This window comes from Aeromicrobium stalagmiti (genome assembly GCF_013283745.1).
In the GTDB taxonomy this organism is placed as follows: domain Bacteria; phylum Actinomycetota; class Actinomycetes; order Propionibacteriales; family Nocardioidaceae; genus Aeromicrobium; species Aeromicrobium stalagmiti.
Window position 1 is genome coordinate 708,200 of the sequence record NZ_JABSTZ010000001.1, and the last position, 21,328, is coordinate 729,527.

The 21,328-nt window shown below is 70.0% G+C and carries 19 protein-coding genes; 7 read left to right on the forward strand and 12 right to left on the reverse strand.

The features are described from left to right. The 7 genes from HQK15_RS03420 (at nucleotide 1) to HQK15_RS03450 (ending at nucleotide 6,816) form a co-directional block, all read left to right on the forward strand. Complete coding sequence (locus HQK15_RS03420; protein WP_173490006.1) at nucleotides 1–1,302, forward strand: carboxypeptidase-like regulatory domain-containing protein; 1,302 nt, start codon at nucleotides 1–3, stop codon at nucleotides 1,300–1,302. Nucleotides 1,303–1,365: 63 nt separating this feature from the next. Then, complete coding sequence (locus HQK15_RS03425) at nucleotides 1,366–2,208, forward strand: hypothetical protein (protein WP_173490007.1); 843 nt, start codon at nucleotides 1,366–1,368, stop codon at nucleotides 2,206–2,208. Nucleotides 2,209–2,295: 87 nt separating this feature from the next. Continuing rightward, nucleotides 2,296–3,117, forward strand: coding sequence for a hypothetical protein (locus tag HQK15_RS03430; RefSeq protein WP_173490008.1), 822 nt, complete (start codon nucleotides 2,296–2,298; stop codon nucleotides 3,115–3,117). Between the two features lie 100 nt (nucleotides 3,118–3,217). Then, nucleotides 3,218–4,129: a hypothetical protein gene (locus tag HQK15_RS03435; protein WP_173490009.1), complete on the forward strand. Its 912-nt coding sequence runs from the start codon at nucleotides 3,218–3,220 to the stop codon at nucleotides 4,127–4,129. Nucleotides 4,130–4,164: 35 nt separating this feature from the next. Beyond that, the gene (locus HQK15_RS03440; RefSeq protein WP_173490010.1) at nucleotides 4,165–5,046 is read left to right on the forward strand and encodes a hypothetical protein; all 882 of its coding nucleotides are present in this window, start codon (nucleotides 4,165–4,167) and stop codon (nucleotides 5,044–5,046) included. Between the two features lie 73 nt (nucleotides 5,047–5,119). Beyond that, nucleotides 5,120–5,950, forward strand: coding sequence for a hypothetical protein (locus tag HQK15_RS03445; RefSeq protein ID WP_173490011.1), 831 nt, complete (start codon nucleotides 5,120–5,122; stop codon nucleotides 5,948–5,950). Between the two features lie 35 nt (nucleotides 5,951–5,985). Then, entirely contained in the window at nucleotides 5,986–6,816 is an 831-nt protein-coding gene (locus tag HQK15_RS03450) for a hypothetical protein (protein ID WP_173490012.1), read from the forward strand. Between the two features lie 17 nt (nucleotides 6,817–6,833). Here the strand turns inward: HQK15_RS03450 and HQK15_RS03455 are convergent, their stop codons facing one another. The 12 genes from HQK15_RS03455 to HQK15_RS03510 form a co-directional block, all read right to left on the reverse strand. Further along, a complete protein-coding gene (locus HQK15_RS03455; protein ID WP_173490013.1) occupies nucleotides 6,834–7,601 on the reverse strand; it encodes an amino acid ABC transporter ATP-binding protein in 768 nt (255 codons plus the stop codon). Continuing rightward, nucleotides 7,598–9,064 carry an ABC transporter substrate-binding protein/permease gene (locus tag HQK15_RS03460; protein WP_173490014.1) on the reverse strand — a complete coding sequence of 489 codons (1,467 nt, stop codon included), beginning with the start codon at nucleotides 9,062–9,064 and terminating at the stop codon, nucleotides 7,598–7,600. The genes HQK15_RS03455 and HQK15_RS03460 overlap by 4 nt, the downstream gene beginning before the upstream one ends. Nucleotides 9,065–9,169: 105 nt before the next feature. Then, nucleotides 9,170–10,777, reverse strand: a complete 1,608-nt coding sequence (locus tag HQK15_RS03465) for a carboxypeptidase-like regulatory domain-containing protein (RefSeq protein WP_173490015.1) — start codon at nucleotides 10,775–10,777, stop codon at nucleotides 9,170–9,172. Nucleotides 10,778–10,927: 150 nt separating this feature from the next. Continuing rightward, nucleotides 10,928–11,677: an enoyl-CoA hydratase-related protein gene (locus tag HQK15_RS03470; protein ID WP_173490016.1), complete on the reverse strand. Its 750-nt coding sequence runs from the start codon at nucleotides 11,675–11,677 to the stop codon at nucleotides 10,928–10,930. A gap of 8 nt (nucleotides 11,678–11,685) precedes the next feature. Further along, complete coding sequence (locus tag HQK15_RS03475) at nucleotides 11,686–12,849, reverse strand: acyl-CoA dehydrogenase family protein (RefSeq protein WP_173490017.1); 1,164 nt, start codon at nucleotides 12,847–12,849, stop codon at nucleotides 11,686–11,688. Further along, a complete protein-coding gene (locus tag HQK15_RS03480; RefSeq protein ID WP_173490018.1) occupies nucleotides 12,846–14,768 on the reverse strand; it encodes an acetyl/propionyl/methylcrotonyl-CoA carboxylase subunit alpha in 1,923 nt (640 codons plus the stop codon). The genes HQK15_RS03475 and HQK15_RS03480 overlap by 4 nt, the downstream gene beginning before the upstream one ends. 5 nt (nucleotides 14,769–14,773) lie before the next feature. Next, the gene (locus HQK15_RS03485; RefSeq protein ID WP_173491073.1) at nucleotides 14,774–16,324 is read right to left on the reverse strand and encodes an acyl-CoA carboxylase subunit beta; all 1,551 of its coding nucleotides are present in this window, start codon (nucleotides 16,322–16,324) and stop codon (nucleotides 14,774–14,776) included. 50 nt (nucleotides 16,325–16,374) lie between these two features. After that, nucleotides 16,375–16,908 carry a DUF4916 domain-containing protein gene (locus HQK15_RS03490; RefSeq protein ID WP_173490019.1) on the reverse strand — a complete coding sequence of 178 codons (534 nt, stop codon included), beginning with the start codon at nucleotides 16,906–16,908 and terminating at the stop codon, nucleotides 16,375–16,377. A 1-nt stretch (nucleotide 16,909) separates the two neighbouring features. After that, complete coding sequence (locus HQK15_RS03495) at nucleotides 16,910–18,082, reverse strand: acyl-CoA dehydrogenase family protein (RefSeq protein ID WP_367649048.1); 1,173 nt, start codon at nucleotides 18,080–18,082, stop codon at nucleotides 16,910–16,912. Further along, nucleotides 18,079–19,872 (reverse strand): acyclic terpene utilization AtuA family protein, encoded by a 1,794-nt coding sequence (locus HQK15_RS03500; protein ID WP_173490020.1) that lies wholly within the window; start codon nucleotides 19,870–19,872, stop codon nucleotides 18,079–18,081. Before HQK15_RS03500 ends, HQK15_RS03495 begins: the two co-directional genes overlap by 4 nt. Next, the gene (locus HQK15_RS03505; protein WP_173490021.1) at nucleotides 19,869–20,660 is read right to left on the reverse strand and encodes a TIGR03084 family metal-binding protein; all 792 of its coding nucleotides are present in this window, start codon (nucleotides 20,658–20,660) and stop codon (nucleotides 19,869–19,871) included. Before HQK15_RS03505 ends, HQK15_RS03500 begins: the two co-directional genes overlap by 4 nt. Beyond that, entirely contained in the window at nucleotides 20,657–21,268 is a 612-nt protein-coding gene (locus HQK15_RS03510) for a TetR/AcrR family transcriptional regulator (RefSeq protein WP_367649049.1), read from the reverse strand. The genes HQK15_RS03505 and HQK15_RS03510 overlap by 4 nt, the downstream gene beginning before the upstream one ends. Between the last annotated feature and the right edge of the window lie 60 nt (nucleotides 21,269–21,328).

Genomic DNA, 21,328 nt, shown 5'->3' on the forward strand with positions numbered 1-21,328 from the left:
ATGAGGCTCATGCGGCTCAAGCATCCCTTCCTGCTCCTCGGGGCAGCCGCCGTCGTCGTCGCCGGGCTGGCACTGCCGGCCCAGGCGGCGTCGACCGGCGGGGTCAAGGGCGTCGTCGCGCTCGATGGCGTGCCGGTCAAGGGGCTGAAGGTCTACCTGCAGCAGTCACAGGACGACGGCGACTACTACGAGCCGATCAAGGTCGACACGACCAACAGCAAGGGCGCCTACTCGTTCTCCGGCTTCCCGGTCGGAGAGGCCTACGGCTACACCGTGCTGGTCACCGACTCGACCCACCGGGTGGTCAAGGCCCGCCGGTCCTTCGCCGACCGCGCGGGCAGGGCCGTCACCCGCAACGTCACGGTCAAGAAGGCAGCCCGCCTCTCCGGCAGGATCACCCGCCAGGACGGCGGCACCCTCTCGAAGGTCAGGGTCCTGCTCGACGGGCCGGACGACGAGATCGGCACGCCCGACACCACGGTGCTGTCCTACGACGACGAGATCGTGCCGGCGGGCGACGGCACGTTCGTCGCCCGGGGACTGCCCGCCGGCTCGTACGACATCCGGTTCACCGACGGCACCCAGACATACGTCGACCAGTGCTACGACGACGTCGTGGCCGGCACCGACGAGCTCGCCCTCGCGCTCTGCGACGCCGAGCACACGCCTGACGCGACCGTCACGACGCTGGCCGGCGGCGACGCACGAAGGCTGGAGGCGCAGACGTTCACCCACCGCGCCAACCAGATCAACGGCACCGTGACCGACACCTCCGGCCGGCCGCTCAAGGACATCTCGGTCTCGCCGGTTCGTGTGGGCGACCCCGACACGTCCGTGTTCTGGGCCGCCAGCACGAGGTCCACCGGAGCGTTCAGGACCGCTCAGTTCCCTGACGGCCAGTACGACCTGGTGGCCGAGGACCGATCAGGGCGTTGGGCCACCCAGTGGTTCGACGGAGCGCCCAGCCGGGACGGCGCGACGACGTTCGACATCGTCGGCGAGGTCGTCACGGGGATCGTCGTCGAGCTCAAGTCGCGGGCCGAGATCGACGCCCCGATCACGCCCGGCACCGGCAGGGCGAAGGTGGCCGTCGACGTCACCCGGGCCGCGACCGGCAGCAAGCCGACGGGCTCGGTGACCGTCCGGTGGGGCACCGTGAAGAAGACCTTCAGCTTGGTCGCGGGCCGCGGCAGCGCCACCCTGTCCGGCCTGCCCCCGGGCAGACGTCAGATCACGGTGACGTACGCCGGCACCCCCGCGACCGCAGCCGCCAGCGCGACGTTCCTGACGACGGTGAAGTAGCGCGCGCGAGCCGGATGTCACCTACGGTGGAGGGACCGACCTTCCCCCACCGTAGGTGACATCGTGCGCAAGACTCTCGGACTCCTCGCTGCTCTGGCGCTCGTCGCCGCCCCGCTCGTCGCGATGCCGCTGGACGCCGCCCACGCCGGCTCGACCCGCTACAAGGTGTCGGCGTCGGTCAGCGACGACAAGCTCGACCTGACGTCCCACGACGGGTCGAACCGGTCCACGCGCATCCGCGGCAAGGTGACGGGCGGGCCCGTCAAGGGCCGGAAGGTCGGCATCTACGCCCGCAACGTCAGCACCAAGGCGGCGAAGCGGCACTACCTCGGGTCGGCACGCCTGTCGTCGACCGGACGGTTCTCGTGGACGTGGCGGCCGCGCGACGGCGGCCGCTACGAGATCGACGTCGTCAAGAAGGCCGGCAGCGGCAAGGCCGGCGGAAGCGACCCGACCCGGGTCTACGTCTTCCAGTTCGTCAGCCTGAAGTACCTGTACGACAAGGCCGCCAGCTCCGGCGCGGGATACGTCGATCGCGAGAAGTTCGGCAACGGCACCTACTACCGCGACGGCTACCACGTGAACGGCGGCGGCAGAGCGGTCTTCGACATCACCGGCTTCCACTGCATGCGCTTCAACTTCAAGACCGGCCTCTCCCTGAAGAGCGAGGCGTCCCGCGGCACGGTGAGGGCCCGACAGGCCACCACCCACTTCGCTCGCGAGATGAAGGCCGGCGAGGTCTACAAGGCCACCTCGACGGTGCAGAAGAAGCTGACCGCGACCGGCAAGCTGATCTTCTCGGTCGACCGCCGCGACGACATCGACGACCAGAGCAGGCTGCGCTTCGTCATCGGCCGTCCGGTCGCCGCCTGCACCTACCCGACGGACTCCGAGCCCTTCCGCTGATCTGCCGGGCGAAAGGGGGTGCGCCGGCGGGCGGGCCGCCCTACGCTCACGGGGAGACGACACTCCCCACCAGTCAAGGTGATCCCTGTGCGCACGACACTCCTGCTCCTCGCCTCCGCCGCCCTCGTCGCAGCCCCGCTGGGCGCGGCCCACGCCGCCGGCTCCTACTCCGTCAGTGCCGGGGTGAGTGACGACAAGCTCGACCTGACCTCGGCTGACGGATCCAACCGCAGCACCCACATCAAGGGGCGCGTCACCGGCGGTCCCGTCTCGGGCAAGCGCATCTACTTCTACGCCAGCAACGAGAGCTCGACCGACAAGAAGTACGTCTACATCGGCTCGGACGCGCTCTCGTCGTCCGGACGGTTCGACAAGGTCTGGAAGCCGGTCGAGGGCGGCAGCTACAAGATCAAGGCCGTCAAGAAGGCCGGCTCTGGCAGGAAGGAAGGCTTCGACTACACCCGCGTCCAGGTCTTCAACTACACGAACCTCGCGAGGTTCTACGACGACGACAACCCACGGGTGACGCGCGTCGACAAGGCCGGCAAGGTCGGCGACGACTACTGGTCGACCGCCTACCAGATCCTCGGGGACACCACGGCGGTGTTCGACACAGCGGGCTACAAGTGCTTCCGCATCAACTTCAAGATCGGGATGGCGAACGACTCGGCAGGCGGCACACACGCGTTCCGCGTCTACCAGGGCGACACGACGATCATGAGTGGCCAGATGGAGAAGGGCCAGAAGTTCCGCGAGCCGTCCAAGGAGCAGCAGGCTCGGATGAACGCGACCCAGGTCGTGCGTGTCCAGATCCAGGCCGACGGCAACGCCGACCAGACCAAGTTCATCCTCGGCAACCCCAAGGCCGCGTGCACCTATCCGCTCACGAACGACCCGGAGGATCAGTAGTCCTTCCTGATCAATTCTCCGGAGTTTCCGCGCCGATCGACTGGTCGCACCTACCCTGAGGGGACCTAAGTCCCTCTTCTTCCCCTGAGGTGTCCCGATCGTGCGCAAGCTCTTCATCCTGCTGGCCGCCGCCGCGGTGGCCATCGGCGTCCTGAGCCCGGCCGAGGCGGCGGGGACGTACAAGATCTCGCTGGACCCGGCTCCGGCCGGCAAGACCAGCACCACGAAGAGCTACAACGACACCGCGCTCGACGTCAGCGAGGACACCGATGACGGCCGCCAGAAGACGACCATCCGCGGGCGGGTGTCCGGCGGGCCCGTGAAGGGTCAGCGGGTCGTCATCTACGCCACCAACACCAACCTGGCCGATGCGCCGCGCGTGCGACTCGGCTCGGCCACCCTGTCGTCGTCCGGCGTGTTCACCAAGGCGTTCAGCCCCGGCCACGACCACGCGGGCGTCTACCGGATCGAGATCGTCAAGGCCGCGAGCGGCGACGTCGCCGGCACCACGAAGACGTTCCGGATCCGGGTCTTCCAGTTCGTCGAGATGCGCAACGTCTACGACACGGACGCGAGCGTGCGTGCCAGCAGGGGCGGCGTGGGCGAGGCCGACAAGGAGAAGTTCGGCCGCAACAGCATCTACGGACAGTCGTACTTCATCAACGGTGACTCGCGGGCCGTCTTCCGGACGGCCGGCTACAACTGCATGCAGCTGAACTTCAAGATCGGGATCTCCCACCAGTCGAAGGTCGGCGGCAAGTTCGCCGTCCTGCTCAACTCCGACACCCTCGTCTCGACCCGGTCGATGAGCAAGGGCCAGCGTCACTACGAGCCCTCGAGGACGACGCAGAAGAAGATGCGCAGCAGCGCCGACGTCACCGTCCGGGTCTCGCGCTACAGCGACGGCGACCCCGACACCGTCGACGACCAGCGCCGCCTGCGCTACGTCCTCGGGCGCCCGATGGCCTCGTGCACCTATCCCGTCGTCGGCCAGGCCGTGCCCACCCCATGACCCTCCACCCGACCTGCTCACCGAAGGTGCCCACCATGCGCAAGGCCCTGATCGCCCTCGCCGGAGCCACCGTGCTGCTGGGTCTGTTCTCGCCCGCAGAGGCGGCGACGAGGACGTACTCGATCGTGCTCAACCCTGCCCCGGCCGGCAAGACCGACCCCGCCAAGAGCTACAACGACACCGCGCTCGACGTCAGCGAGGACACCGACGACGGACGACAGAAGACGCGGATCAAGGGCTACGTCAAGCGCGGCAAGGTCGCCTCGACCGGGACGGTCAAGATCTATGCCACCAACACCTCCACGAACGCCAAGACGCGCAAGCTCCTCGGGTCGGTCACGCTGAGCAAGAGCGGCTACTTCACCCGGACGTTCGATCCCGGCCACGACAACGCCGGCATCTACAAGATCGAGATCGTCAAGGGCGGCGGCAGCGGCTACGCGACGACCACCAAGACGTTCCACATCCGCGTCTTCCAGTTCGTCGAGGCGATGAACGAGTACGTCCCCGGTCAGCCCGGCGTCACCTACGTGCAGGATGCGATCCCGGCGTACGGGACGAAGTACGACCAGTCCTACCTGGTCGACGGCGGGTCGACCGTGGAGTTCGACTTCACCGGCTACACCTGCCTGCAGTTCAACTTCAAGATGACGCGGGCCTCGAACGCCACGACGGACGGCGAGTTCGCGGTGAGTCTGGGCAGCACGTTCTTCGTGCCGCAGTGGCAGCCGCTCTACGGCGAGCAGTACACCGCACCCAGCTCGGTGCAGAAGCTCATGACGTCGGGTGGCAAGCTGCGTTTCGCCGTCAAGGCGCACGACGACATGGACGGGCAGACCGTCGACGACAATCAGCAGGTCACCATGATCCTCGGGCGTCCGATGGTGTCCTGCACGTACCCCGTGATCAACCCGTAGGCACGGGGTGGGGTTTTCACCCAAAGAACGGCGAGACACCCCCGACGGCTCGAAACGGTCCTAGCCTGCGAGAGTGCGCAAGATCCTCGTCGTCATCTCCGCCCTCGCCCTGAGCCTCGGCCTCGCCCCGTCCGCCCAGGCGGCCAAGAAGTTCACCGTCTCCTCGAAGCTCGAGGACACGTCGCTCACCTTCGGCCAGCAGCAGCGGGTGACCGGCTCCGTCTCGCCGGCCTCGCCGGGCAAGACCGTCAAGGTCTACATCCACTACGCCAGTGACTCCGACGGCGAGTACCACTACCTCGGCAAGTCGACCCTGAGCGCGTCGAGCAGGTTCTCCAAGTCGTTCACGCCGACCGACAGTGGCACCACGAAGATCAAGGTCGTCAAGGCCGCGTCCGGCTCCCGCGCGTCGGGCAGCAGCACCAACAGCTTCAAGAACTACGGCTACCGCCGGCTCAGCACCCTGCCCCGCACCATCGAGAGCGGCGTCGTGGCCAACGACGACACCTTCACGATCGGCGGCCTCGACTCGACCGACGGCTACCGCTTCCAGGGCGGCAACGGTCGGGCCCGCTGGTCCACGTCGGGCCAGTGCAAGGAGTTCGTCGGCTACGGCGGCGTCCCCGACAGCTCGACCGGCACGCAGGCGTCCGCCAACTACTTCGCCAGGGCGACGGCCACCGGGGCCGTTCTCGTCAAGCACGAAGGCCCCTTCCAGCAGACCGGCGACCGCGAGACCATCCGGATGAAGCTCTACAAGAAGACCGACTCGGGCTACACCTTCGCCCGGTACCTCCAGATCGCCACCCAGGAGCAGGGCGGGGTCGAGCCGCGGTACGGGCTGCTCGCGACCTATCTGCACTGCAACCTGCCCGGCGCCGAGATCGATCCCAACCTCGCCTGACGCGAGCAGCCACCCCTCCTGAACGGACCACTGACATGCGCAAGATCCTCGTCCTCGTCGCCGGCCTTGCCCTGGGCCTCGGCTTCGCCTCGGCCGCCCAGGCGTCCCACAAGTTCACCGTCACCACCAAGCTCGAGAAGGGCTCGATCGAGCTCGGCGAGAAGCAGCGGGTGACCGGCTCGGTGTCTCCCGCGTCACCGGGCAAGACCGTCAAGGTCTACATCAACTACGCCAGCGACTCCGACGGCGAGTACCACTACCTCGGCAGGTCGACCCTGAGCTCGTCGAGCACGTTCTCCAAGTCGTTCACCCCGCAGGACAGCGGCACGGCACGCGTCAAGGTCGTCAAGGCGGCATCGGGATCGCGCGCGGCCGGCAGCAGCTCCAAGACCTTCAAGAACTACGCCTACCAGGTGCTCGAGAACCTGACCCGGAGCGTCAAGGCCGGCGTCGTGCAGTACGCCGATCCGCTCAGCTACCGCGAGGACTACGCGAACCTCAACGGATCGCGGTTCCTCTCAGGTGGCCGCGCCACGTGGGACCTGCGCCACCAGTGCAAGTCCGTCATCACCCTCGCCGGCGTGCCCGACACCTCGTCGAGCGACACCTTCGCCCAGGGCGTCTTCTCCGCCGAGACGAGCGGTGACAGCGTCCTCAAGAGCCGCACGAGCGCCGTCCTGTACTGGGACGAGGTGCCGGCCACGATCGAGATGAACCTCTACAAGAAGTCGGGCTCGACCTACACCTTCGCCCGGTACCTCGAGATCTCGACGCAGGTCAGCGGCTCGACCAACCCGGCATTCGCCACGGCGTCGACCAACGTGCTGTGCAACCTGCCGGGTGGATTCCCGGCCGATCTCGACTGACCTGACACAGACCAGGCTCAGGTCGGGTTGAGGATGCGCTGGAGGAACTGGCGCGTCCGCTCCTCACGGGGATCGGCGATCACCTGCGCCGGTGGGCCGCTCTCGACGACGACCCCGCCGTCGAGGAACAGCACCTGGTCGGCGACCTGCTCGGCAAACCTGATCTCGTGCGTGACGATGACGGTCGTCCACCCCTGGGTGGTGAGGTCCTTGATGACCGACAGCACCTCGCCGACGAGCTCGGGGTCGAGCGCGGAGGTCGGCTCGTCGAACAGGACGACCTGGGGCTTCAGCGCGAGCGCCCGGGCGATGCCGACCCGCTGCTGCTGGCCGCCGGAGAGCTGGAACGGGTGCTGGTCGGCCTTGTCCGCCAGGCCCACCTGGTCCAACAGGGCGCGCGCGTCGGCGACGGCCTCGTCGACCGGACGCTTCTGCACCTGCACGGGGCCCTCGACGACGTTCTCGAGCACCGTCTTGTGGGGAAAGAGCTGGTGGGACTGGAACACCATGCCGCTCTGCGCCCGCAGCCGCGACGAGGCGGCGCGCCCCGCCTTGCCGGCGGGCAGGGTCGAGAAGTCGATCTCGACGTCACCGATCCCGACCGTGCCGGCGTCGGGGGTCTCCAGGACGTTGAGCGATCGCAGGATCGTGGTCTTGCCGGAGCCGGAGGGCCCGAGCACCGCGGTCGTCGTGCCTGCGTCGGCGGTGAAGTCGATGCCGCGGAGCACATGGTTGTCGCCGAACGACTTGTGGATGCCGCGTGCGCGGACGAGGGGGTCGGTCATGACGCCACGAACCTGTTCAGTCGGGTCTCGAGCCTGCCCTGCACGAAGGACATGACCACGCAGACGATCCAGTAGTAGAGGGCCGCGAACGCGTACAGCGGCAGGAACACCTGGGCGGCTGCGGCAGCGTTCTGCGCCTCCCGGAGCACGTCGGTGAGCAGGACCACCGACAGCAGCGAGGTGTCCTTGAACAACGAGATCGCGGTGTTCGACAGCGGCGGCACGGCGGTGCGCGCAGCCTGCGGGAAGACGATGCGACGCAGCGTCTGCCAGTAGCCCATGCCGATCGTCGCCGCGGCCTCGAACTGTCCCTTCGGCACCGAGAGGATCGCCGACCGCACGACCTCGGCCGCGTAGCCGCCGACGTTGAGGCTGAGCGCGACGACGCCCGCGACGTACGACGGGAAGTCGATCCCGATCTCGGGCAGGCCGAAGAAGACGATGAACAGCTGCACCAGCAGCGGGGTGCCGCGGATGATCGAGACGTAGCCACGGGCCAGGCCCGACAGGACGCGGCTGCCGGAGATGCGCGCGAGCGCCACCACGACGGCGATGGCCAGGCCGATCACGAAGCTGATGATCGTGATCGGGATCGACACCTTGATGAGGCCCTTGAGCATCGGCCACGCGGCGTCCCGGACGACCTCGGCGTCGCTCCTGGTCTGTCGACCTCCCGACACGTCGACGTCGCCGCCGTTCTCGACCGAGACGTCAGCCTTGAAGTAGGTGTCGGAGATCTTCGCCAGCGTGCCGTCGGCGCGCAGCTCCTCGAGCGCCCGATCGGCCTCGGCCAGGCGGGGGTCGCCCTGGCGGAACGCGAGCACCTGGCGGCTCACCTCGTCGCCGGCGTCCCCGACGATCTCGATCTCGTCGGAGCCCGTGGTGTTGAGGTAGTCGAGCACCGCGATGTTGTCGTTGACGATCGCGTCGACCCGCCCCTGCACGACGAGGGCCGCGGCCTGGGCGAATCCCTCGACGCCCTCGACCTTCGCACCGGCATCCTTGGCGACGCCCGCCCAGTTGCTGGTGATCGACTGCGCCGTCGTCCTGCCCTTCAGGTCGGCCAGCGTCGTGATGCCCTGGGTGCCGGTCTTCACGACGATGACGCCGCGGGAGTACGTGTAGGGCTCGGAGAGCCCGTACTTCGCCTCGCGCTCGGGGTTGATCGAGACCTGGTTGGCGATGACGTCGATCCGGTCGGACTCCAGGGCCGCGAAGATCGCGTCGAACTGGGTCTCGACGAACTGCAGGCGCCAGCCGGCCTTCTTCGCGACCGCCGTGATGACGTCGATGTCGTAGCCGGTCAGCTCGTTGTCGCCCGACTCGTGGAACGTGAAGGGCGGGTAGGTGCCCTCCGTGCCGACCCTGACCAGGGGTCGGTCGTCCGCGGCCTGGGCGGACCCCACCGGGAGCATGACCAGGGCCAGCAGACCCAGGACCATGAGCTTGATCGCGTGCCGCATGTGTCTCCTCCGATTCGGCCACTCGACCGTACGGCGAGACTAGGCCCGGCGCATCGCGGACGTCGCCCGGATCCACATCGTGGATCGGTACGACGCCGCCCCCGGCTACCTGATCGTGATCCTGCTCGTGGTCACGCTCCTGGCGAGCACGCGGGTGTCACCGGCATAGGCGACCGTGTAGGAGCGTCGGCCCTTCGGCTGGTTCCTGACCGTCACGGTGACCTTGCCACCCTTGAGCGTCACGGTCTTCAACGTCCTGGTGCCCCTCTTGATCGCGACCTTGCCGGTCGGCGTGACACCCGAGGCCCTGACCGTGATCGCGAACGTCGCCTTGCCCGTGCCCCCGGTGGCGCTGACCCTGACCGAGGCGGACTTCTTGACGACGACCTTCTGCAGCACGACGTCGCCGACGACCCGGCTCCCGCCCGCCGGGACGGTGACGTCGGCGAGCGTCCGCGTGACGTAGCGGTGCAGGCCGTCCTTGACGACCAGGCGGTACGTGCCGGCGTGCAGCCGCCGGACCGTGAAGGCCCCGTTCGTGTCCGTGTAGTCGAACGACGCCACCTGGGCGCCGACCGTGCCGTTGACGACCCGGAACGCGTCGACGTTGATGTCGCCGAGGGGTGCGCCCGCCGCGCTGTGCACGGTGCCGGTCACCGTGGCCGTCCGCTCCAGCCGGGAGAGTCCGAGCAGCTGGACCGCGCCCGCCGCCACCGTGACGGTGCTGGCGGTCGCCTCGGTCGCGTCGCCGTCGTAGAACTGGTCGAAGTAGGCGTCAGAGCCCTCCGAGAGGCTCACCTTGTACGAGCCGGCCGGGAGCCCCGCGACCGTGTAGTCGCCGGTGCTCGGGTCGACGAGGGCCGAGTAGGCGTTGTCCCGGTCGAGCGACCCGTCGCCCAGGACCCGGATCGCGGTGATGCTGGGATCGACCACCCGGCCGCCCGCGTCGTCCTGGAGCACCCCGATGAGCCTGGCGCCGACCGCGAGCGTGATGTCACCGAGCGGGGTCGTCTGCGCCTTGACGACAGTGACCGACTGCGCCGTCGCCAGATCGGTGTGGTCGGCGTAGTACTCGGTGACGTACATCCCGAAGATGTCGGTGATGCGGACCTTGTAGACGCCGGCGGCCACGCCCTGCAGCACGAAGGCACCGGAGATGTCGGCCTTGGTGGAGACCGACCGGTCCTCGTCGACGCCCGATCCGAGGACGGGCAGGGCCGTGACCTGCGCCGCGAGGATCGGCGTGCCCGTGCCGGCTGCGACGACGCGCCCCGACAGCGAGCCGCCGATCTTCTGCTCCAGGACCACGGACCGGTCGGCGCTGAGCGTGAACGGCATGCTCGTGACGGTGGCGAAGCCGTCGATGCCGTGGGCGCGTACCCGGTAGGTCGCGCCCGAGACTGCCGGGTCGAACGCAAAGGCACCGGAGCCGCTCGTCGAGGCAGACGCGACGGTGTCGAAGGACTCGCCCCCTGCGTCGTACTGCTGGAGCTCGACCGTCACGTCGGCGAGCGGACCTGCCCCCTCGCCGCCCACCGTGCCTGACACGACGAACGAGGTCGCCGCCTCGGCGGGGACGACGCCCAAGGGGCCGAGGACGAGCGACAGTGCCGCGACGAGCGACCCGACGACGCGCTGGACGAGGGATCGGCGGACACGCGGTCGGCGGACACGGGTGCGTCGCGGCGCGACGACCGACGGGGAAGAGGTCATGCGGTGCTCCCGAGAGCTCGATGGTGACGAGTCCCTCAGTCAACTCGCGGCCGATCCCGCGTGCTGTCGATCCGGTGAAGATGACCCGGACGGACTAGGCCGCATGGGCGGGTCGGATCAGGCGAGGCCGGGCGACCGTCGTCGGCGCACCTACTGCTTGCGCCGCTGGAGGAACGCCGTCATCGCCTCACGCGCCTCGCTGCTGCCGAACAGCTCGGCCGACTGGGCAGCCAGCTGGTCACCGAGGGCATCGATGCGGGCCACGAGGTCGTGGTTGAGCAGCTTCTTGGTCTCCCGCAGGCCCTGCGGATATCCCTGCACGAGGTCGCCGAGCACCCGGCCGACCTCGCCGTCGAGCGCCGCCTCGGGCACGGCCTTGGTCACCAGCCCGATGGCGGCCGCCTCGACGGCGTCGAACGTGCGAGCGGTCAGGAACAGGTCGGCCGCAGCGCGATCGGTGAGTCGCGGGAGCAGGCTGACCGAGATGACCGCCGGCGCCAGCCCGAGCCGCACCTCGGTGAGGGCGAACGTGACCGTCTCGGCCGCGACGACGACGTCGGCGGCACCGACGATGCCGAGCCCACCGGCGCGCACGGGGCCGCCCAGCTCGACCACGACGGGACGTGCCGCGGTCGCGATCTGGCGCTGGAGCCGGATCAGGGCCTGCGCACCCTCGACCATGCCCCCACCGGCCGCCTCCGCCAGGTCGGCGCCGGAGCAGAAGACCCGCCCCGCCGACCGCACCAGCACCGCACGGACGTCGGGGTCCGCGTCGGCGGTCGCCAGGTGCTCCGCGAGCTCGGTGACGAGCTGGCGGCTCAAGGCGTTGCGGTTGTGCTCGCTGTCGAGGGTGATCGTCGCGACCTGGTCGGCGACCTCGAGATGGACCAGCTCCGTCATGGCGGCTCCTAGTACGACTTGGGCAGGCCCAGCGAGAACTGGGCCACGAAGTTGAGCGCCATCTCCCGGCTGACCGGCGCGATGCGCGACAGGCGTGAGCCGGCGAGCATCTGCACCAGACCGTACTCGTTGGCCAGGCCGTTGCCGCCGTGCGTCTGGATCGCCCGGTCGACCGCGTTGCAGACCGCCTCACCCGCGGCGTACTTCGCCATGTTGGCGGCCTCGGCCGCGCGCATGACGTCGCCCGCGGCATACAGCGCGGCGGCCTTCTGGGTCATGAGGCGAGCCATCTCGATCTCGATGTACGACTGGGCGAGCGGGTGGGCGATCGCCTGGTGCGCGCCGATCGGCGTGCCCCACACGTTGCGGTCCTTGGCGTAGGCGGATGCCTTCTTGAGCGCCAGGCGTGCGGTGCCGAGGGCGAACGACGCCGCCATGATGCGCTCGGGGTTGAGGCCCGCGAACAGCTGGTCGATGCCGGCGTCGGGGTCGCCCACGAGGGCGTCGGTCGGCACCCGGACGTCGTCGAAGAACAGCGTGAACTGCTTCTCCGGCGACACGATGCCCATGTCGATCTCCTGGTAGGTGAACCCGGCGGAGTCCGTGGGCACCAGGAACAGGGCCGGCTTGAGGTTGCCGGTGCGGGCGTCGGCCGTGCGCGCGACGACCAGCACGTGGCTGGCCTCGTCGACGCCCGAGATGTAGGTCTTGCCGCCGGTGATGCGCCAGCCGTCCTCCTCGCGGTGGGCGGTCGTGATGATCTCGTGGGAGTTCGAGCCCGCGTCGGGCTCGGTGATCGAGAACGCGAACGTCGAGGTGCCGTCGGCGAGGCCGGGCAGCCACGACTTCTTCTGCTCCTCGGTGCCGTACTGCGCCAGGATCACGCCGACGATCGCCGGGGAGACGACCATGAGCAGCAGCGGGCTGCCCGCCGCCGCGAGCTCCTCGCAGACCGCGGCGAGGTCACCGATGTCGCCACCGCCTCCGCCGTACTCCTCGGGCACCGCCACGCCCAGGTAGCCGAGCCGGCCGGCCTCCTGCCACAGCTCGGTCGTCTTGCGACCCTCCTTGGCGGCGTCGCGGAAGTAGTCGGAGCCGTACTTCTTGCCGAGCTCGCGGACGGCCTTGCGGAGCGCGATGCGCTCCTCGGACTCGGTGAATGCGATGGTCATGAACCTTCTCCTTCGATGACGGCCAGAACGGCGCCGGACTCGACCTGTGCGCCGGTGGTGACCGACAGCTGGGTGACGACGCCGTCGGTCGGCGCCGTGATGGTGTGCTGCATCTTCATGGCCTCGAGGACGACGATGACGTCACCCTTGGCCACCTGCTGGCCGTCGGTCACGGCCACGCTGACGACCGCGGCGGGCATCGGGGCCAGCAGGGATCCCTCGGCCACCGCGTCCGCCGGGTCGACGAACCGTGGCAGCGGGCTCAGGTCGATCGAGCCGTGCGGCCCGTCGACGTCGACCCAGCCCGGGCCGGTCGCCACGTCGTACGTCTCGGTGACCCCGTCGACCTCGAGGACGACCCGCGTGGGCGTCGCCACGACGACGGCGACCCCGTCGAGGTCGTGCTGCACGAGCCCGGCGGAGTACGACACCGTCAGCTCGTCACCGGCCGGCGTCACGTAGCTGCGCGTGCGCGGCTGGCTCGGCACGTTGCGGAACGCCGCCGGGATCCGACCGAGGACCCTGGCCGTGGAGCTCGCCGACGACGCCTGCGCCGCCGCAGCCGCCAAGGCCAGCCTGCGGACGGCCGCCTCGTCGAGCCGCGGCCGCGTCCACTGCTCCAGCCGCTCGTCGAGCAGGGCCGTGTGGACCCGGGCGGCGCCGAACTCCTCGTCGCGCAGGATCGACCGCAGGAAGTCGAGGTTGGTCGAGACGCCGTGCAGCCGGGTGCGGCGCAGCGCGTCGTCGAGCCGGCGGACGGCCGTCGTGCGGTCGGGCCCGTGGGCGACGACCTTGGCGATCATCGCGTCGTAGTGGATGCCGACGACCGAGCCCGACTCGACCCCGGAGTCGACGCGGACGTCGCCCCCGACCTCGAACGTCCGGACGGTGCCGGTCTGCGGCTGCCACCCGTCGGCCGGGTCCTCGGCGTAGAGCCGCACCTCGACCGCGTGGCCGGCGGGCCCCTCGGGCTCGCGGCCCAGCGCCTGCCCCTCCGCGACCGCGATCTGGCAGGCGACCAGGTCGACGCCGAAGACCTCCTCGGTCACCGGGTGCTCGACCTGCAGGCGGGTGTTCATCTCCAGGAAGTAGACCGTGCCGGTCTCGAGGTGCGCGTCGGCGACGAGGAACTCGACGGTGCCGGCCCCCCGGTAGTCGACGGCCTTGACCGCGGCACGGGCCGCGTCGTGGAGCACCGTGCGGACGGCGTCGCTCACGTCGGGTGCCGGAGCCTCCTCGACGACCTTCTGGTGACGACGCTGGATCGAGCAGTCACGGTCGCCGACGACCCAGCACGTGCCGTGGGCGTCGGCCATGACCTGCACCTCGATGTGGCGCGCGGTCGGGAGATAGGGCTCGACGAAGACGGTCGGGTCACCGAACGACGACTGTGCCTCGGCGGCGGCCTTGGCCAGCTCGCCCTCGAGATCGTCCGGATCGGTGACGACCCGCATGCCGCGGCCTCCACCGCCCGCGGACGCCTTGACCAGCAGCGGGCCGATCCAGCCCTGCGCGGGGTCGACCGAGAGGATCGGCACCCCACCGGCGGACATGAGCTCCTTGGCGCGGATCTTCGAGCCCATCGCGTCGATCGTGGCGGGGTCCGGACCGATCCAGACCAGCCCGGCCGCCTCGACGTCGCGGGCGAACTGCGCGTTCTCCGACAGGAATCCGTAGCCGGGGTGGATCGCGTCGGCGCCGGCCTTGAGCGCTGCCGCGATGACGAGGTCACCGCGCAGGTAGGTGTCGCTCGGGGCACTGCCGGGCAGTCGGACGGCGACGTCGGCCTCGCCCACGAACGGAGCGGACTCGTCGGCGTCGGAGAAGACCGCGACGGTGCGGATGCCGAGCTCGCGGCACGTCCGGAAGACCCGACGGGCGATCTCCCCCCGGTTCGCCACGAGGACAGAGGTGATCATGCGGCTCACAGGCGGAACACTCCGTATCCCTCGGCGCCCCGGACCGGGCGGGTGTGGATGGCGCTCAGGCAGATGCCGAGGATCGTGCGGGTGTCGCGGGGGTCGATGACCCCGTCGTCGTAGAGCATCCCCGACGTGAAGTAGGCCAGGGACTCCTTCTCGATCTGGTCCTCGATGTAGGCGCGCATGGCCTGGTCACCCTCCTCGTCGTAGACCTGCCCCTTCGCCTCGGCGGCTCCGCGGGCGACGATCGAGATGACGCCGGCGAGCTGGGCCGGCCCCATCACGGCCGACTTGGCGTTGGGCCAGCTGAACATGAACCGCGGGTCGTACGCCCGTCCACTCATGCCGTAGTGGCCGGCGCCGTAGGAGGCGCCCATCACGACCGACAGGTGGGGCACCGTCGAGTTCGAGACCGCGTTGATCATCTGGGCACCGTGCTTGATGATGCCGCCCTGCTCGTACTCCGCCCCGACCATGTAGCCCGTCGTGTTGTGCAGGAACAGCAGGGGCGTGTCGGTCTGGTTGGCCAGCTGGATGAACTGCGCGGCCTTCTGGGCCTCCTCACTGAACAGCACGCCCTGGGCGTTGGCGAGGATGCCGATCGGATAGCCGTGCAGGCGGGCGTAGCCCGTCACCAGCGACGATCCGTAGAGCGGCTTGAACTCGTCGAACGTGCTCGCTCCGTCCGGACCGCCGTCGACGATCCGCGCGATGACCTCGCGCGGGTCGAACGGGATCTTGAGGTCGGTCGGCACGATGCCCAGCAGCTCCTCGGGGTCGAGGACCGGCTCGGCGTACGTCGGCTCGGGCGTGTGACCGCCCTTGCGCCAGTTGAGGTTCTTGACGATCGAGCGACCGATGCGGATCGCGTCACGCTCGTCCATCGCGAGGTAGTCGGCGAGACCGGACTGGCGGGCGTGCATCTCGGCGCCGCCGAGCGACTCGTCGTCGGAGACCTCGCCGGTCGCCATCTTGACCAGCGGCGGGCCGCCGAGGAACACCTTGGCACCCTCCTTGACCATCACGACGTAGTCGCTCATGCCCGGCACGTACGCCCCGCCGGCCGTCGAGTTGCCGAAGACCAGCGCGACGGTCGGTCGACGGTCCTGGCTCGCCCGCGTGATGTTGCGGAACGAGCCGCCGCCGGGGATGAAGATGTCCTTCTGGGTCGGCAGGTCGGCACCGCCGGACTCGACCAGGTTGATCGTCGGCAGGCCGTTCTCGGCCGCGATCTGCGCCGCTCGCTGGCCCTTGCGCAGCGTGCTCGGGTTGGTCGAGCCGCCCTTCACGGTCGGGTCGTTGGCGACGATCATGCACTCGACGCCCTCGACGACACCGATGCCGGTGACGATCGAGGCGCCGACCGCGAAGTCGGTGCCCCACGCCGCGAGGGTCGAGAGCTCGAGGAACGGGGCGTCCTCGTCGACGAGCAGCTCGATGCGCTCGCGGGCCGTCAGCTTGCCGCGACGGTGGTGCCGCTCGATGTTGCGCTCACCGCCGGCGTCGATCGCGCCCTGGTGCTGCTCGGCGAGGTCGGCGACCCGCGCCAGCATCGCCTCGCGGTTGTCGGTGTAGGTCGTGGAGAGGGGGTCGACGGTCGTCTTCACCAGATGCCCTTCGTCGTGGGGAGGCGGCGAGCGATCAGCTGCTCGACGGCGCGGCCCGTGCCGGGCCACAGGTCCTGGCCGGCCGCGGCCAGCTCGGCGCGGGTGAACCAGCGCAGCTCGAGGCCCTCACCGCCGGGCACCACGTCGGGCTCCCCGCCGATCTCGACCAGGAAGCTCAGGCCGACCGAGTGCTTGCGGGGGTCGACGCCGTACGTCGGCGCGATGCGCGGGTCGGTCGGGAAGAACTGCAGGACGTAGTCGGGCTGCGGATCGTCCTCGAGCTCGACGACCGCCCCGACGAGCGTGCCGTGGATGTGGCGCAGCAACGCGTCGCGGAGCGTCTCGCCGTGCCGGATGCGCCCGCCGATCTGGGTCCAGACCAGCCGCTGCTCGAACGGCGACTCCCGCAGCACGAGGCCGAACCGTTCCTCGTCGGCGTCGCGCCGCAGGGCGACGACGTCGACCGCGGGGATCGGCATTGTCGCGAGGACCCGGGCGAAGTCCTCGGCGCTGAGCTCTCCGGATGCCATGTCAGTAGCCCAGCAGCTTCGCGGCGAGATCGGTCATGACCTCGGTGGCCCCGCCGCCGATGCCGAGGATGCGGGCGTCACGGTAGTGGCGCTCGACCTCCGACTCGCGCATGTAGCCCATGCCGCCGAAGATCTGGACGGCCTCCGACACGACCCACTCGCACGCGGCGACCGAGACGTTCTTGGCGACGACGGCCTCCAGCAGCGGGCTCTCACCGGCGGCTGCCTTCTCGGCAGCCTCCCGCGTCACGGCCCGCGCCGCGGACGTCCGCTGGTGCATCTCGACGAGCTTGTGCCGGATGACCTGCCGGGTGATGAGCGGCTTGCCGAACGTGTCGCGCTCGCGGGCGTACGTGACCGCGAGGTCGAGGGAGCGCTGCGCCGTGGCATAGGCCTGGGCGGCGAGGCTGACCCGCTCGTTGACGAACTGGTTGACGATCATCGCGAAGCCACCGTCGACCTCGCCGACGATGTTGCCGGCGGGCACGCGGACGTCGTCGAAGGTCAGCTCGGCGGTGTCGGAGCAGTGCCAGCCCATCTTCTTCAGCGGCTTCGACACCGTGAACCCGGGAGAGTCCTTGTCGATGACGAGCAGGCTGATGCCGCCGAAGCCGGGACCGCCGGTCCGCACCGCGGTCGTGACGAAGTCCGATCGCACGCCGGAGGTGATGAAGGTCTTGGCGCCGTTGACGACGTAGTGGTCGCCGTCGAGCACCGCGCGGGTGGTGAGGCCTGCGACGTCCGACCCGCCGCCGGGCTCGGTGATGCCGAGCGAGCCGATCTTCTCGCCGGCCAGCGTCGGGCGGACGTAGCGGTCGACGAGCTCGAGCGCCTGGAGGCCTGCGCCCGGACGACGGGCCGCGTCGATGATGTGCGGGATCGCGATGCCGTGGGTGCAGAGGCTCGCGAGGACGCCGCTCGACCCGCCCCCGGCGAGGACCGCCTCGGTCATGATCGTCGCGTCGATGATGTCGCCGCCCGATCCACCGACCTCCTCGGGGAAGCCGATGCCGAGCAGGCCGACCGCAGCAGCCTTCTGGTGCAGGTCGCGCGGCAGCAGGCCGGCGTCCTCCCAGGTCGGCAGGTGCGGCGCGATCTCCTTCTCGGTGAACGACGTGACCATCTCGCGCAGGGCGAGACGCTCGGGGGTGTTCCAGGTGCTGGGTGTGCTCACAGGGCGGCCTCCGCGACGTGGTGGGGGAGCAGGGTGGACGGGATGGCGCAGTCACGAGCGCGCAGCCACTCGCCGAGGCCCTTGGCCTGCGGGTCGAGTCGGGTGGACGACGCGACACCCTCGCCGAGCAGCCCGTGGATCACGATGTTGACCGCGGCGAGGTTGGGCAGGGGGTGGATCTCGATGTCGAGCAGCGCCGCCTCGGGCAGCAGCTCGCGGACCGTCGCGTCGTCGAGGAACCCGACGAGCCACGCGTAGGCGTCGTCGCGGGCCGGGTGGTCCGCCGGGATCCAGACCCCGACGTTGGCGTCGCCGCCCTTGTCGCCGGACCGCGCGTACGCCAGCCGTCCCAGCGGCGAGCGGACGGTCTCGCCCACCCACTCCCCGAGTGGCGCAGACCCCTCCGCGAGTGGCGCAGATGGAAGGTTTTGAGACGGCGAGTCGTCGGTTTCTGCGCCAGTCGCGGGGTGGTTTGCGCCAGTCGCGCTCGGCGGGGCGATGTCCTCGCGGCGGCCGTCGGCGTGGACGACGACGTGCGGCACCTCGGTCTGCGGGACGTACGCCGGTCGGTAGATGCCGTAGGGCGTGCCGGCGGCAGGCGGCCGCGAGACGCTGAAGCCCGGGTAGGACGCCAGCGCCAGCTGGATCGCCGCGTCGCTGAACGCACGACCGACCGGATCGGGCCGAGCGCTCTTGACGTGCAGCCGCAGCAGGGACGTCGCCTGCGCCTGGGTCGCCGGATCAGGGGTGTCGGTGCGGTCGAGGTGCCACTCGACGGTCTCCGGCCGGGTTCCCTCGGCCAGGGCCGCCTCCATCTGCGCCTGGATCAGCGCGGCCTTCTCGGGGACGTCGAGCCCCGTCAGGAGGAACTCCACGCTGTTGCGGAAGCCACCGAACGCGTTGAGGCAGACCTTCGTCGTCGCCGGCGGTGCCTCACCGACGACTCCGTCGATCGCGACCCGGTCGGGGCCGACCTGGCTCAGCGTCATGGTGTCGAGCCGGGTCGCCACGTCGGGGCCGAGGTAGAGCGGAGACCCCACCTCGTAGACCAGCTGGGCGGTCACGGTGTCGACCGTGGTCGTGCCGCCGGTGCCCGCGTGCTGGGTGATGACGCAGGTGCCGTCGTCCGCGATCTCGGCGATGGGAAAGCCCAGCGGAGTCGACATGTCGACATGGGTGAACCCCGCGAAGTTGCCGGCCGTCGCCTGCGTGCCGCACTCGATGACGTGCCCCGCGACGACGGCGCCGGCCAGCCGGTCGAGGTCGTCACGCCCCCAGCCGAAGTGCGCGATCGCCGGGCCGACCACGACCGAGGCGTCCGTGACCCGGCCGGTCACCACGACGTCGGCACCGCCCTGCAGCGCAGCGGCGATGCCGAACGCGCCGAGATAGGCGTTGGCGGTCATGACCTCGCCGAAGCCCAGCTCGTCCGCCCGCGCCACGAGGTCGTCGCCCTCGACGTGCGCGATCGCGATCTCGAGGCCCTGGTCGGCCGCGATCTCACGCAGCTTCGCCGCGAGCGCCGCGGGGTTGAGTCCACCGGCGTTGGCGACGATCTTGACGCCACACTCCTTGGCCAGCCCCATCGACTCGGTCATCTGCCGGACGAACGTCTTGGCATAGCCCAGGGAGTCGTCCTTCATCCGGTCGCGGCCGAGGATCAGCATCGTGAGCTCGGCGAGGTAGTCGCCCGTCAGGTAGTCCAGGTCGCCCCCGGTGAGCATCTCCCTCATCGCGCCGATGCGGTCGCCGTAGTAGCCGGAGCAGTTGCCGACCCGGATGACGCTCATCGGTCCGCCATCCGCACGGGGTCGGCACCGGGCAGCCCGGCGAAGGCCTGGATGATCGTCAGCCAGTGCGCGGCGTGCTCACCGTCGGCCCGCACGTCGACGTCGTCGAGGTGGCGGCGGCGCGTCGCGAGCAGCGCGAAGTCGTAGCCGGAGCCCGTGACCCGCTCGGCGGCGTCGTCGGGACCCCACGTCCAGAGATCACCGTCAGGGCCTGTCAGCTCGACCCGGACGTCGACGCCCGGGTCCTGCTCGCCGCGCGCCATGTAGGCGTAGCCACGGGCCCTGACCCCGATGTGGCAGACGTGGCGGGCGCGAGACGTCTGCGGGATGGTCAGCCCGAGCGCCTCCGCGACGTCGTGGCCGTGCGCCCAGGTCTCCATGATCCGGGCCGTCGCCATCGAGGCCGGGCTCATCGCCGGGCCGAACCACGGCACCTTGTCGCCGTCCGGCACCGATCGCAGGGCGGCATCGAGGTCGACACGCCCCTCGCGCCACATCAGCAGCAGGTCCGCAGGCGGGATCAGCGCCATCTCGTCGGTCGCGGCGTCGATGAAGCCCGCGGGATCCTCCGCACCCGACAGCATCAGGCGACCGAACTCGTCGGGGTCGGTGATCGCTGCCAGCGAGGCTGCGTCGGTCCAGTGCAGGTGTGCGACCTGATGGGTGACGGTCCAGCCTTCCGGCGTGGTGACCGTGCTCCACCCGTCCACCGGCAGGCCCGCGACCCACTGGTCGAGCTGCAGGCTCTCGGCCGTCAGGTCGGACAGGACGTGGTCGAGGGTGCTCATGACATCTCCAGCTCGTGGTCGAGGACGGTGGCCCAGGAGTCGAGCACCGTGGCACGGCGCACGGTGTCGTCGCTCAGCGATGCGGCCAGCCCGAGGCCGCGGACGAGGTCGAGCGTGGCCTGGACGAGCTGGCGGTTGTCGCCCCGGGCCTCGTCGATGCCGAGCAGCTCGACGGCATAGGTGTGGGTCTCGCGGCCGATGCGCCGCTCGAGCGGTCCGACCAGCTCGCGCAGCTCGGCGTCGGTACGGGCCGCGACCCACAGCTCGAGGGCGGCGAAGAACACCGGCGAGACGAACTGGGCGGCGAGGATCTCGAGCACCCCGCGCGTGCGGCCGTCGGCCGGCAGCTGGTCGGCGCTGCGCCGCATCTCGTCACGGCGGCGGTCGGTCAGGTGCTCGACCGCCGCGACCACGAGGTCCTGCTTGCTGGGGAAGTGGTGCAGCTGTGCGCCGCGGCTCACCCCCGCCCGCCGGCTGACGACGGTCGTCGTCGTGCCGGCCCACCCCAGCTCGACCAAGGAGTCGACGGTCGCCTCCATCAGCCGCAGCCGCATGGCGCGCGTGCGCTCCCCCTGCGGGACGCGCGCCGGCGTGGTCTGGGTGGTCACCCGCCCAGCATGGAGGCATGCCGACAAACAGTCAAGCCTGATTGTTTATTGGCACCGTGT

What these genes read in the sequence shown, in the direction of transcription:
- HQK15_RS03465 (WP_173490015.1), bottom strand. Translation starts at nt 10,777, where the DNA reads ATGACCTCTTCCCCGTCGGTCGTCGCGCCGCGACGCACCCGTGTCCGC.
- HQK15_RS03490 (WP_173490019.1), bottom strand. Translation starts at nt 16,908, where the DNA reads ATGGCATCCGGAGAGCTCAGCGCCGAGGACTTCGCCCGGGTCCTCGCG.
- HQK15_RS03460 (WP_173490014.1), bottom strand. Translation starts at nt 9,064, where the DNA reads ATGCGGCACGCGATCAAGCTCATGGTCCTGGGTCTGCTGGCCCTGGTC.
- HQK15_RS03485 (WP_173491073.1), bottom strand. Translation starts at nt 16,324, where the DNA reads ATGCTGGCGCGGGTCGCCGACCTCGCCGAGCAGCACCAGGGCGCGATC.
- HQK15_RS03470 (WP_173490016.1), bottom strand. Translation starts at nt 11,677, where the DNA reads ATGACGGAGCTGGTCCATCTCGAGGTCGCCGACCAGGTCGCGACGATC.
- HQK15_RS03475 (WP_173490017.1), bottom strand. Translation starts at nt 12,849, where the DNA reads ATGACCATCGCATTCACCGAGTCCGAGGAGCGCATCGCGCTCCGCAAG.
- HQK15_RS03440 (WP_173490010.1), top strand. Translation starts at nt 4,165, where the DNA reads ATGCGCAAGGCCCTGATCGCCCTCGCCGGAGCCACCGTGCTGCTGGGT.
- HQK15_RS03450 (WP_173490012.1), top strand. Translation starts at nt 5,986, where the DNA reads ATGCGCAAGATCCTCGTCCTCGTCGCCGGCCTTGCCCTGGGCCTCGGC.
- HQK15_RS03420 (WP_173490006.1), top strand. Translation starts at nt 1, where the DNA reads ATGAGGCTCATGCGGCTCAAGCATCCCTTCCTGCTCCTCGGGGCAGCC.
- HQK15_RS03455 (WP_173490013.1), bottom strand. Translation starts at nt 7,601, where the DNA reads ATGACCGACCCCCTCGTCCGCGCACGCGGCATCCACAAGTCGTTCGGC.
- HQK15_RS03500 (WP_173490020.1), bottom strand. Translation starts at nt 19,872, where the DNA reads ATGAGCGTCATCCGGGTCGGCAACTGCTCCGGCTACTACGGCGACCGC.
- HQK15_RS03505 (WP_173490021.1), bottom strand. Translation starts at nt 20,660, where the DNA reads ATGAGCACCCTCGACCACGTCCTGTCCGACCTGACGGCCGAGAGCCTG.
- HQK15_RS03480 (WP_173490018.1), bottom strand. Translation starts at nt 14,768, where the DNA reads ATGATCACCTCTGTCCTCGTGGCGAACCGGGGGGAGATCGCCCGTCGG.